The following is a 13,313-nucleotide window of genomic DNA, read 5'->3' as shown; positions in this document are numbered from 1 at the left end:
TGACTATTTTCCGATAAGGGCTTTCGCTTTGTTGACTACATTATCAATAGTGAAACCGAATACCTTATACAGCTCTTCTGCTGGTGCAGATTCACCGAAAGTATGCATCGCAATAATATCTCCTTCGTCAGTCACATATTTATGCCAGCCCAGTGGAGAACCAGTCTCGACTGCCAGACGTTTACGGATTGCCTTAGGGAAAACTTTCTCTTTATAGGCTGCATCTTGTTTCTCAAATAATTCCCATGAAGGCATACTGACAACACGTGCAGCTATTCCCTGTTCTTTGAGTTTAGCCTGTGCATCCAGGATCAGGGCTACCTCCGAACCTGTAGCAATCAGGATCAGCTCTGCTTTTCCATCAGCTTCCGAAAGAATATAAGCTCCTTTTTCCAGGTCTTTTGCCTTTCCATATTTATCCTGATCCAGTACAGGTAAACCTTGTCTTGTAAATACCAGAACAACCGGACCATCTTTATGTTCCAGCGCCACACGCCAGGCCTGCGCGGTTTCATTGGCATCAGCAGGACGTATTAGTGTAATATTCGGAATAGAACGAAGGGATATCAACTGTTCAACAGGCTGATGCGTCGTCCCATCCTCTCCCAAACCGATACTATCATGCGTGTAAACAAATATTGGCCTGATCTTCATGATCGCTGCCAAACGGATCGGAGGGCGCATATATTCAGAGAACATCAGGAAGGTCGCTCCAAAAGGAATTACCCCTGTGGTTAAGGCCATTCCTACCAGGGCAGAACCCATCGCATGTTCACGGATACCAAAATGGAAATTACGCCCTGTTCTGTCCTCTGGGGTAAATGAGGTATATTGTTTTAAATTGGTATCGGTTGAAGGGGCTAAATCAGCCGCACCGCCTATTAGCCCTGGTAAAACCGACGCAATTGCATTTAATACTTTACCCGATGCCTGACGGGTCGCCATTTTATCTTTTGAAGGTGCAAATACAGGTAATGAATCCTGCCATTTCTCAGGCAACTCACCACGTACCGCCTGTTCATAAGCCGCAGCCAGTTCAGGGAACTGAGTCTTATACTGCGCATACAGGTCATCCCATTTTTTATTTGCATCAGTTCCTTTTTTACCGGCAGCCTGATAGTATTCATCAACTGCAGGTGGAACATAGAAAGATTTATCAGGATCAAAGCCGAAAAATTCTTTGACTAATCTGATCTCATCCGCCCCTAATGGTGAACCATGAGATCCCGAAGTATTAGCCTTATTCGGACTACCATAAGCAATTTGTGTACGCACCTTAATTAATGAAGGGCGGTGAAGCTCTGCTTTTGCATTTCTTACCGCGTTGATGATTGCCGTAATATCATTTCCGTCACTCACTTCCTGCACATGCCAGTTATAAGCTTCAAAACGTTTAGCTACATCTTCCGTAAAAGCAATATCCGTATCTCCTTCAATAGAGATATGGTTATCATCATACAGATAGATCAGGTTGCCCAGCTCCAGATGACCAGCCAGAGAAGCTGCCTCCGAAGTTACCCCCTCCATCATATCACCATCACTACATATGGCATAAATCCTATAATCAAACAAATCGAAACCCGGTCTGTTAAACCTGGCTGCCAGATGTTTCTGTGCAATAGCAAAACCTACACCATTCGCGAAACCCTGTCCCAATGGACCGGTAGTCACATCAACCCCATCAATTAAACCATATTCAGGGTGTCCGGCTGTTTTGCTGTTAAGCTGGCGAAAGTTTTTCAGATCATCCATAGTCACATTGAAACCGGTCAGGTGCAATAAACTGTACTGTAACATACAGCCATGTCCCGCCGATAGAATAAATCTGTCCCTGTTTGCCCAATGCGGGTTTTTAGGATTATAGTTCATATAATGGGCATACAGCACATGTCCCATTGGCGCAGCCCCCATAGGCATACCCGGGTGTCCTGAGTTCGCTTTCTGTACAGCATCAATTGATAAGGTCCGTACAGTATTGATTGCTAATTCTTCAATGTTATTATTTGAATCCATTTTATTTATTTATAGTGACCATTTTAATACGATCTCCAGCCCCTATTTGTTTTAAACAATTTACTTTTTGACAGAATATATATAAAAATATTTTAATATCCAGGATTCTGTGTCAGCGCCGGGTTCTTCTGAATCTCACTGGCAGGAATCGGCAACAAATTATAAAAAGTCTGATAAGAATTTGATAAAATAGGTTCTTCTGTTAATGATGCAGCCTTGGCAGTGGCGATGAATTTTCCCCATCGTTGCAGATCGAGCCTGCGGTGTCCTTCACCACATAATTCCCAGCCACGCTCCTGGTAAATCTGGTTCCTGAGTTGATCCTGACTTAAACCAGCCAGAACCGCTATCCCTGCCCGCTGTCTTACCTCATTAATCGCACTTAAAGCTGTCGTGATATCCCCGCCTTCATTGGCCGACTCTGCCAGCATTAACAAGACATCGGCGTACCGGAAAACATAAATATCCAATCCGCTGTTCCTTTCATCAGCATCCAGTCTCCACCATTTAGGCCCAAACCACACATTAACTCTGTTGGTTGCATCGGGCGCAAAGGCCTGACCATTATAACCCGTTGCAATTTGCGCAGTCTTACGTTTATCCTCTGGGGCAAAACTACTGGCAAAAGCCTGATAAGGAACATAAACACGGTACCATGGTTTTTTACTGAAAGGCTCTACACCCACTCTGCTGTCAGGCGAGTAAAAAGCATGCTGATAACTGTTTAATAAATCCTTCTGAAAATCAATCTCAAAAATAGATTCATTATTAAATTCATTACTTGCACTAAATACATCTGCATAATTAGGCAGCAAAGTATAAGTCCCTGAATTTTTGATCGCCAGTGCAGTTGCTTTCGCATTGGCCCAATCCTTATTCCAGAGATAAACCTTGGTTAATAAAGTCTGAGCAGCACCTTTGGTCGCTCTTCCCTTATCGGCCGCATCCGGATAGGTTACAGGCAAAAGACCAATCGCAGCAGTTAAATCAGTAACCATGAGCTTTCTGACATCTGCCACCGGCGAGCGGGGTAATGTTTTAGCTGTTTCAGTATTGCTATAATTTGATTCGTTGATTAGCGGAACATCCCCGAATAAACCTGTAGCATAATAATAAAACAATGCCCTCAGAAACCTGGCTTCTCCTTCAGTTCTTTTTTTAAGATCACTGGTTCCTGATTTTGGAATCCGGTCAATACACTGACTGGCATTGTAAATACCTTTATAAATACCTCCGTAGACAATCTGTGCACTTCCGGGATTATTGCCTGATAAATTCTGCGCACCAGAATTCGGTCTGCGGATAGCATCACAATCCTCATCCAGGACCTGCCACAAATCCTGCTGAAATAATCTCTGCGGGTAACTTCCTACCAGCCAAAAATAAACACCATTAACTCCCTGAACAGCATCCTGATCAGATTTAAAAAATTGTTCGGGAGATATAAAAGTTTTTGGGTCCTCAGTGAGCTGTTTTTTACAACCCATCATACCCACTAAAATCAGGCTTACTGCTATATATAATACTTTCTTCATGATACTAAATGTTTTTGTTAATGGATTACAGCGTTAAATTGATACCGAAAGCAAAAGTTCTGTTCTGCGGATAATTTGTATTATCAAAACCACGCAATACAGAATTTGTCCCGTCCGCACTTGTTTCAGGATCATAATATGGATACTTGGTAATCAGGAATAAGTTAGTTGCAGTTGCATAAATGTTCAGCTTATTAATCCAGTGCGCATGGAGTTGTGCCCCTGTAAATGTATAACCTAAATTGATCGACTTCAGGCGGAGAAAAGAACCATTATACACCCATCGCGAGGAAGGAATATAGTTCCTGGAATTCACACGCGGAACATCCGAAGTTGGATTCGAAGGTGTCCATCTGTCTGCAATAGTCGCAAACTGGTTAGTTAAGGGATCACCTGTATTGTAGAAAGCATCCCCGACATTCATCACCTTGTTTCCATAAGATCCCTGCAGATAGATATTCAGAGAGAATTGTTTGTAAGTGAAATTATTTCCGATTCCTCCGTAAAACTTAGGGCTCGAATCACCGATGACGCCAAAATCCTCATCTCCGAATTTGCCGTCTCCATTTTTGTCTACATATAACGGATCACCAAGTCTTGGAGTTGAATTCGGATTAACTGCTCCCGCAGGTACCTGAGCTGTTTTTTGCGTACCATAATAAGTAGCCCCCCAGAAGGTCCCTACCGGCTGCCCTACCTGTAACTGACTGATTGAACTGTTTCCTCCAAAATAAATATTCTTTACACTAAAGCGGTCTACTCCGCCTAAGTCAAGTACTTTACTTTTGTTCCGCGATACATTAAAGTTGGTCTCCCATTGAAAATCCTTAGTCGTGATATTGACAGTATTAATCAGAATCTCTATCCCCTTGTTTCCAACCATTCCAATATTGGTTAACCTACTGACAAACCCTGTTTGTAAGGGTAATTGCTGATCCAGTAACAAGTCTTTGGTCCGTTTATCATAATAATCGATCTCGATATTAACCCTGCCTTTTAAGATCCCGGCCTCCAGGCCCAGATCCAGTTGTCTTGTTGTTTCCCACTTTAGGTTTGGATTGGCAATCCTGTCTCCTACATAACCTAATATTTTCTGTCCGCCAATCAGGTAACCGCTTTGATTGGATAAAGAAGCAAGAGATTTGTAAGGATCAATCCCCTGGTTCCCGTTATAACCAAAACTTCCCCTTAATTTTAGGTTGTCAAATACATTCAGGTCTTTGATAAAGGATTCATTAGAGGCCTTCCAGGCCAAAGCAACCGCAGGAAACAAAGCCGATTTATTATTCTCCGCAAAACGTGAGGACTGATCCTGTCTCGCGGTCAGCGTCACCAGATATTTATCTTTATAAGCATAATTTATCCGTGCCAGCAAAGAAAAAATAGAGTATTTAGAATAATCAGATCCGATTCCAAAAGTACTCTGTGCAGTGGCCCCCAGATTATTATACTGATAAAGATCTGTAGCATATCTGTCTCCCTGTGCATTTAAATACTCATTACTCGAAGTCTGAAAGGTTACACCACCCACTGCACTGATATGATGGTCCTGACCTATCTGTTTATCATAACTCAGTGTATTTTCATTTTGCCAGGTTAAGATATCTCTTGTATTTACCTGTGCCGAACCACCAGAATTTGCATTGGTACGGGTTGGCAGGGTAGACGGATTGTATATATTATTCTTAACGAAATTAAGTTCAGCCCCAAAAGTAGATTTCAGTGTAAGCCCTTTGATCAATGTCCATTCTGCACCCAGATTACCAATAATGTTGGTAGTTGTAGTCTGGTTTAACGGTAATGTCCCCTGTGCAACCGGATTATCATAGACCTGGTTATCATTTGGCTTTTTACTGTTAAAAGATCCATCTGCATTATAGATCGTGGCTGCCGGACTATAAGCCAGAGCCGATGAACCATAGTCCTGTCCGCCTAAAGAAACCGTACTGTTTTTAGTTTCGGCACGGCCGATATTAAAGGCAGCCGTGATTTTCACATTTTCTTTCACATTCTTATCCAGGTTAGCCCTTACCTGGTAACGTTTAAATCCAGAGTTGATAATTACCCCATCCTGATTGATATAATTACCAGACAGAAAATAATGATAAGTATCCTTTCCACCCGAGGCACTCAAAGTATAATTCTGAATAGGCGCAACTCTTGAAATAGCTCTTTGCCAGTCGGTGCCTTTACCTAAAGACTGTGGGTCGGGATAGAGTACCGCCCCGCCATTATCCAATGAACTTTCATTAGCCAGCTGTGCATATTGAGTGGCATTCAGCATCGGAATAAATTTCGGGACCTGCTGCCAGCCCGAGTAAACATTAAAATTGATATTATCTGTTCCGCTCGCGCCGTGTTTAGTGGTAATCAGAATTACCCCGTTTGCTCCCCGGGCCCCATAAATAGCTGTCGAAGAAGCATCCTTTAAGATCTCCATAGATTCTATATCCTGCGGATTGATCAGATTTAAATCTCCTCCCCCGATCAGACCATCTATGACGTATAAAGGCTCATTACTCGCATTGATGGAGTTTCCACCCCTGATCCTGATTGTACTTCCTGTACCTGGAGAACCATCTACAGCAGTAACCTGTACGCCCGCAGCCTTTCCCTGGATCATCTGATCAACACGTGTAATCGGAACGTCTTTAATAGCTTCCTTCTTGATAGAAGCTACCGAACCGGTCAGATCCTTTTTCCGTGTAGTACCATAACCAACTACCACAACTTCATCCAGCCCTTGATTGTCAGGTTTGATTTTGATGTTAATAATCGTTTTAGCATTAATTGGAACTTCAATAGATCCATAGCCAACATAAGCGATTGACAGTACTCCATCGGAAGGTGCATTGATAGAGAATTTTCCTTTGTTATCGGTTGAAGCACCTGCGGAAGTTCCTTTCACTTTGACCGATGCTCCTATAATGGTTTCACCTGTTTCCTGATCGGTCACTGTTCCGGTAACTGTAATCCTTTGTGTTTGTGCATGAACTGAACCTGTTATCAACAGGATTAAGATTAATGGACACCATATAAATTTCAAAAATTTACAGGCATACGCTTGCATAGAGTAATTGGTTTGTTTCATCAAATCGGTCCTTTCTGGTTAGGTTAAGTTGGTTTGTAATCTATTGGAAATTAAGGATTACCATTTGATAACATTCCCGCTTTGGTGTTCAAAAATTGCGCAAACGTTTGATTAAAACCGGTTTAATTATAGTCGGAAAACTATATGGAGACCAGAATCTCAGATGTAACAGGAATATGAGCAAACTATTATTAATAAAAAATTGATTCAGTTCCTGAATTAAATTAACTGAGTCATAAAAAGACACTTCATAGAATCAGGGGAAAGCCCTGAATAGGCAAATCAAACGTTTGTCCTGAATGTTTATCAACAAAAGAGGGGCGCATAAAGCGCCCCTCTTCGAATTGGTGTGTGTATATTATTAATATACTATGGGGTATAGGTTGTTGCTAAACCACCATAAAGTGCTTTTGATATACTTGATAAGTAAGTATGTATATCTGAACTTGTCAGATTATAATATAAATAAACACCATAACCATCTTTGACAGTTTTAGTGGCATTTGTAGTAGCAGTTGAAACACTGGTTGCAGTTACATCAGTAGCTGCAGGGCCTAACTGGCTTTTAGTTAAACCTGGAATACTAGGCGCAGAATAAGTACCATAATATGGGTTCCAGCTATAATTTACTTTAGAACCTACAGTTACGCCATTATATGACAAATTAGATGCTGATGGCCCGATATTATAGAATGATATAATCTTGTTAGGCATTAACTGACGAAGTGCAGTAACCAGATATACAAAAGAGCTCGAGTTTGGCTGTCCTGTTCCATTATTACCATACTCTGCATACTCATCATCAAAATCGATTCCGTCCAGTCCATAAGTCGTTACAGCATCACTTAGCTGTTGTGCAAAAGCCTGTGCTGCTGCCTGACTAGGGAAATTGGCAAAACCTGCTCCCTGGTGATTACCTAAGATGGAAAGTAATACTTTAATTCCTTTGTCCTGAAGAGGTTTAACATAAGTATTTCTATTCGTCAGCACATTGGTAACCTGAGTATTGAAAAAGAGTTCTGCTTTCTGGGTGGTTGTATTGTAATTGATATTCGCTGCAAATATAATCCCGTAATCAAATAATGGCTTGCCATTCGTCAAAGTGTATTTCGCCACATTTCTGAGGTCATTACTGTTGACTTCTACATAACAAACGCCAATAGGCCCGCTTTGTCCGACAGCATTAACTGCCGTGTTAGTAGATGAAGATGTATTCAGGTTGGAACTAGCCGGCTGGTCTTTTTTACAGGCCGATGCCAGTAAAACAAGAAGACTCGCCGAAGTGATTGCAGTCTTTTTTAAGATTGCATTGAATTTTGTGTTCATACAAATTGATTTGGTAGATGTTTATAATTTGGTTATTTATCGCTCATTCATTTAAATTGATAAAACGATTAAGCTAATCTAAGTTAACAGATAGTTTTGAACATCACAATACCCTGAGGATCTTTTACATAAAAGAACTTATCAACATATTTTCACCAGCTTTCGTGAGTAACTCTAATATTTGCACAGGTCCGATAAATAACTATATTTAGCTAACTATCAACAAGATAAGTTAATATGATTTAGCAATACAAAGACTTAACGCTTCTTAACAAATCCATTATGATGACAAAAATTATTCAGATTTTATGCTTCACCTTACTGATCCATACAGCTGCCTTCGCAAAAGATTATCTTCTTTCCTCTCCAGATAAGAAAATCACAATCAAAGTCTCTGTAGCTAAAAGTATCACCTGGTCGGTCATTAAAGATCAGGAAATCCTGATCAATCCCAGTGCGATGAGTATGATCCTGAAAGACGGCCGGAATCCCGGAATCGTACCCCATGTATCTAAAACAATAACCAAATCTGTTAACCAGAATATCACAGCAATTATACCTGTCCGCAATAAAGTCATCCCCGAGGTATACAATGAACTTAAACTGGTGATGAAAGGTGGATATACTATAGAGTACCGGGCTTATAACGATGGCGTGGCCTATCGCTTTGTCACTGAAATGGGCCCCCAGCCCATTGAAGTCAATTTTGAAGAGGTCGTATTCAACTTCAATGAAAACTGCCGGATTTATCTTCCCAAAGAAGATAACCCAGAACTGCAATCCCACTATGAAGCCGACTTTCAGTCTATGAACCTGGCGGATATTCCTGCAGAAAAGTACGGTTATCTGCCTCTCTATGTCGCGAGCCCTGCAGGTACCAAAATGGTGATCACAGAATCCGACCTGCATGATTATCCAAACCTCTTTCTATTTGGTACAAATGGTAATACCCTTACAGGCCGCTTTCCCAAAGTTATCCTGGAATCAAAACGCAAAGAAAACTCAGACCGGGCAGAGCTTATTGTTAAAAAGGCTGATTACCATGCAAAAACCTCGGGAAACAGGACATTTCCATGGAGAACGGTAATTATCAGTCCGGATGATAAAGGGCTACTTGAAAATGAAATGGTTTACAAGCTATCCAGTCCTAATATTTTAAAAAACACAGCCTGGATCAAACCAGGTAAAGTTTCCTGGGACTGGTGGAATGACAATAACATATACGGTGTTAATTTCAAATCGGGCATTAATACAGATACCTATAAGTATTACGTAGATTTTGCTTCAGCATATGGTCTGGAATATATTATACTGGACGAAGGATGGTCACGCAGTACCACAGATCTCCTTGCACCAAACCCTCAGCTTGACATAGAAGGGCTGGTCAAATATGCCGCCGCTAAAAATGTAGGTGTCATCTTATGGGCCTTATGGAAACCTCTGGATCAGCAAATGGATGCTATCCTGGATCAATATGTCAGATGGGGAGTAAAAGGAATAAAAGTAGATTTTATGGCCCGGGCCGATCAGTATATGGTCAACTTTTACGAAAGGGCCGCTCAGGCCACGGCCAAAAGAAAACTGCTTCTGGATTTACATGGAGCTTATAAACCTGTAGGATTAAACCGTGAATATCCTAATGTCCTGAACTTTGAAGGTGTAAGAGGAATGGAAAATAACAAATGGGAAGAAACGATTACGCCGGTACACAATACAACCCTTCCATTTACAAGGATGGTTGCCGGACCTATGGATTATACTCCCGGAGCTATGTTAAATAGCAATAAAGATGAATTTCATATCAGTATGACCTCTCCGATGAGCAGAGGGACAAGAGCACATCAGGCCTCCATGTACGTTATTTATGATAGTCCTCTTCAAATGTTATGTGATAATCCTTCGAATTACTTAAGAGAACCGGTGTACACCCATTATATTGCCCGTTTTCCGACCACATGGGATAAAACAATCGCCCTGGAAGGTAAAATTGCAGCTTACGCAGTGGTCGCGCGCAAGAATGGGAATAACTGGTATATAGGCGGGATGACCAACTGGGATGCCAGAAGTTTTGATATCCCTTTGACTTTTCTGGAAGGTAAAAAATATAAGATAGACATCCTGAAAGATGGTATCAATGTGGATAAACATGCCGCAGACTATCAGATAATCAATAAGGAGATCTCCAAAGGGGAGAACCTCCATATTGATATGGCTGCCGGAGGTGGGTTTACTGCTATTTTAACCCCGATCGGATAGCATGTATTTCTTCAATGGTTTTCGCCAGTGGGGGGCCTAACAAACGGCTTCCCGCTGCGGTAATCAGAAAATCATCTTCTATTCTTATTCCGCCGAAATCCCTGAACTGTTTTACCTTTTCATAATTAATAAACTCAGCATGTTTTTTCTCTGCCGACCAGGAATCAATTAATACAGGGATAAAATAAAGTCCTGGTTCTACGGTAACTACAAAATCCTGTTCCAGTTTTTTGCCCAGGCGAAGGGATTTTAATCCAAAAGCCTTACTTTTTTTCAATTCATCTGTATAACCTACATATTCTTCTCCAAGGTTTTCCATATCATGTACATCCAGCCCCATCATATGACCTAAACCACATTGAAAGAACAAAGTATGGGCATCTTCAGCAACCGCCTGTTTAGGGTCTCCTTTCATCAGTCCTAAATCAGTAAGGCCGATCACCAAATGTTCGGCTGCCAGTAAATGAATATCTTTAAACAAAGCTCCAGGCTTTAGAGCTTCAATGGCTTTCTGTTGTGCATTCAATACGATGCTATATACTTCCTGCTGCAAAGTTGTAAATGAATGTCCTACCGGAAATGTCCGGGTCAGGTCTCCGGCATAATGCATATTATTCTCTGCACCAGCGTCACATAAAACCATCTGGCCATTCTGCAAAATAGTATTGCCCGGATGGTTATGCAGGATCTCACCGTTTACAGTCAGAATACTTGGAAATGACAGGTATCCCCCATTCTCAGTAGCTACAGCTTGTAATTGTGCGGCAACAGCATTTTCAGTCATACCCGGACGGGCAATTTCCATAGCCTTCTGGTGCATGAGTACACTGATTCCGACAGCTTTTTCTATTTCCTTTACTTCTTCTTCACTTTTTACGGAACGTTGGGCAACTATCGCTTTGATCAGCGCAACTGAAGGTTGTCCGGTCAGTCCCCAGCTGATTAATTTTAAAGAGGTTTCCGGGCGGTAAACAGGTAGGAAATGAACTGTTCTGTTTCCTGCCAGTGCATTGATAACCTCCACTTTTTTCCTGGTAAAAGCAACCCCGGTTTTTTCAGCCTGGAGCGTCAGTGTTTCCAGTGCTCCTGTCCATACAATATCATCTACAGTAGCTTCATCCCCGAATAAGATTTCCTGATCGTTATCGATATCGATCACCAGACAGAGACCTGGTCTGCTGATACCTGTGAAATATAAAAAGCAACTATCCTGACGAAAGGGATAGGTATTATCTCTGAAATTCATTCCGCTTTCTTCATTTCCCGGCAAAAGGATGATACCTTCTCCAATCACTGATTTCAGTTGATTTCTTCTTTTCTGGTAGACTTCTTTAGCAAACATATTTAATTCGTTTAGACGAACCCAAATTTATTAAATAAAACCAGTTTGAATCCGTTGACTAACAGAAAAAATAAAGCCTGATTTTTGGATGATTTAACATTAAGAGAATATCCGGAGCCTACCTTTGGAAAAAAAAGTATAGAAACGAAATCTACTTTAACTGGTATGGATCTGATAACTTCCTTAAAACAAGGCGATCAAACTGCCATGGAAATTATTTACAAAAGACATTGGGAGCAGGTATTTGATTCAGCTTATAAACGTATTGGAATAGAAGACATTGCACAGGATATCACTCAGGATATCTTTATCTCTCTATGGGAAAAAAGAGATACCCTTGAAATTAAAGAATCGCTGACTGCCTATCTCCTTGGCTCAGTAAAATATCGGGTTATCAATTATTTTAAAGCCAATATTACCAGAGAAAAATACCAGGAGGACCTGCTTTCCCTGATCGGGAATACTTCTACCCTCCACGCAAACAACAAACTGGCAATTAAAGAGATACACCAGGAATTAGATGAAGCTATCGCAGAGCTCCCAGAGCGTATGGGCCTGATTTTTTCCATGAGCAGAAAACAGGAAAAATCAAATGATGAAATCTCCGAAGAACTGAACCTCTCTATGCAAACCGTTAAAAACCAACTGACCGCAGCACTGAAAATTATCAGGAAAAGACTGGCTTATCTGACCATACTCTTCCTTTAACACAAAGGTAACATAACGTTAACGCCAGCACCCGGTACCAAAGACAGCTTTAGATGACTGTTAGGTAGATGGAAGATAAAAAACTGGCAGAAGACCTGCTAAAAAAATATTTAGAGGCCAAAGCGACACCCAAAGAAATTGAACAGGTTGAAAACTGGTACAATAGCTATGAAGGGAAAAACCAGAGCTTAAGTAAGGGACGCAAAGCAATCATAGAACGCAGAATGCTGGATACACTGAAACAGCATATCGGTACGCCTTCCAGAAAACTCTTCATCCTTGATACTTCCTTTCTTCGCATTGCGGCCACCACAATTATGGTTTGCGGCATAGGTTTCGGTTACTGGAAACTGGCGCCACGTACCCAGACCGAACAGCCGGCTGATGCACAGTTAGCCATCAGTACAAATACCCGTGAGAAAAAGACAATCACTTTAAGTGACGGTTCGGAAATCATCTTAAATCCTTCCAGTCAGTTAAAATATCCGGCCAGGTTCAGCTCAGCTTCAAGAGAGATCAGCCTGGTAGAAGGAGAAGCTTTCTTCAAAATTGCCCATGATGAAAGACGTCCTTTCAGCGTACAGCTTCCTGAAAAATTATATACCAGGGTACTGGGTACCTCTTTCACTATCCGCGCATTTAAGGCCTCCAGGAAAATGAACATTTCGGTCAGCACCGGGAAAGTTGCCGTTGGAAACAAAAACCAGGTCTTTGGTACCCTGATTAAAGGGCAGCAGATCACTTACGACAAAAATAAACAGTCGGCCCTGATCAGCCAGAGTCCTGTACCTGATACCAAAATCGTGTTTGACGGAATCACCCTGCGCCAGGCGATGAATAAGCTGGAATACGTTTATTCTATCAAAATAGACCTGTCACCTGCCAAAATGGGAAATATGGGTTGTACCGCAACTTTCCACAGTAAACAAACTCCTGAAGAGATTCTTGGTATTCTCTCCAGCCTTTACAATTTCAAGTTTAAGATAGCCCCTGATCATAAATCCTTTAAAATCTATAAAAAATGAACCAGTAAACCTCATTC

At 41.4% G+C, this 13,313-nt stretch carries 8 protein-coding genes; 3 read left to right on the top strand and 5 right to left on the bottom strand.

Annotation, left to right across the window (positions count from 1 at the left end):
* Positions 1-3 precede the first annotated feature (3 nt).
* The 4 genes from tkt to HDF25_RS24365 all read right to left on the bottom strand — a co-directional run bounded on the left by tkt (position 4) and on the right by HDF25_RS24365 (position 7,965).
* Positions 4-2,013 (bottom strand): transketolase, encoded by a 2,010-nt coding sequence (gene tkt, locus HDF25_RS24380; RefSeq protein ID WP_184629022.1) that lies wholly within the window; start codon positions 2,011-2,013, stop codon positions 4-6.
* A gap of 92 nt (positions 2,014-2,105) precedes the next feature.
* Complete coding sequence (locus HDF25_RS24375; RefSeq protein WP_184629021.1) at positions 2,106-3,548, bottom strand: RagB/SusD family nutrient uptake outer membrane protein; 1,443 nt, start codon at positions 3,546-3,548, stop codon at positions 2,106-2,108.
* Between the two features lie 25 nt (positions 3,549-3,573).
* Entirely contained in the window at positions 3,574-6,558 is a 2,985-nt protein-coding gene (locus tag HDF25_RS24370) for a SusC/RagA family TonB-linked outer membrane protein (protein ID WP_184629020.1), read from the bottom strand.
* A gap of 450 nt (positions 6,559-7,008) precedes the next feature.
* The gene (locus HDF25_RS24365; RefSeq protein ID WP_184629019.1) at positions 7,009-7,965 is read right to left on the bottom strand and encodes an endo-beta-N-acetylglucosaminidase H; all 957 of its coding nucleotides are present in this window, start codon (positions 7,963-7,965) and stop codon (positions 7,009-7,011) included.
* Positions 7,966-8,247: 282 nt separating this feature from the next.
* On the opposite strand from HDF25_RS24365, the gene HDF25_RS24360 reads away from it, so the two are divergent.
* A complete protein-coding gene (locus HDF25_RS24360; RefSeq protein WP_184629018.1) occupies positions 8,248-10,221 on the top strand; it encodes a glycoside hydrolase family 97 protein in 1,974 nt (657 codons plus the stop codon).
* Here HDF25_RS24360 and HDF25_RS24355 read toward each other — a convergent pair.
* Positions 10,199-11,563, bottom strand: a complete 1,365-nt coding sequence (locus tag HDF25_RS24355) for an aminopeptidase P family protein (protein ID WP_184629017.1) — start codon at positions 11,561-11,563, stop codon at positions 10,199-10,201. The two genes, HDF25_RS24360 and HDF25_RS24355, sit on opposite strands and share 23 nt — an antisense overlap.
* Before the next feature lie 84 nt (positions 11,564-11,647).
* On the opposite strand from HDF25_RS24355, the gene HDF25_RS24350 reads away from it, so the two are divergent.
* Together HDF25_RS24350 and HDF25_RS24345 are read left to right on the top strand one after the other, a co-directional pair.
* Positions 11,648-12,271 (top strand): RNA polymerase sigma-70 factor, encoded by a 624-nt coding sequence (locus tag HDF25_RS24350; protein ID WP_184629016.1) that lies wholly within the window; start codon positions 11,648-11,650, stop codon positions 12,269-12,271.
* 68 nt (positions 12,272-12,339) lie between these two features.
* Positions 12,340-13,296: a FecR family protein gene (locus HDF25_RS24345; RefSeq protein ID WP_184629015.1), complete on the top strand. Its 957-nt coding sequence runs from the start codon at positions 12,340-12,342 to the stop codon at positions 13,294-13,296.
* The last annotated feature ends 17 nt before the right edge of the window (positions 13,297-13,313 follow it).

Source organism: Pedobacter cryoconitis (genome assembly GCF_014207135.1).
Lineage (GTDB): Bacteria > Bacteroidota > Bacteroidia > Sphingobacteriales > Sphingobacteriaceae > Pedobacter > Pedobacter cryoconitis_D.
Note: the sequence above shows the minus strand (reverse complement) of the source record. Positions and strands in the feature narration are given on the sequence as shown.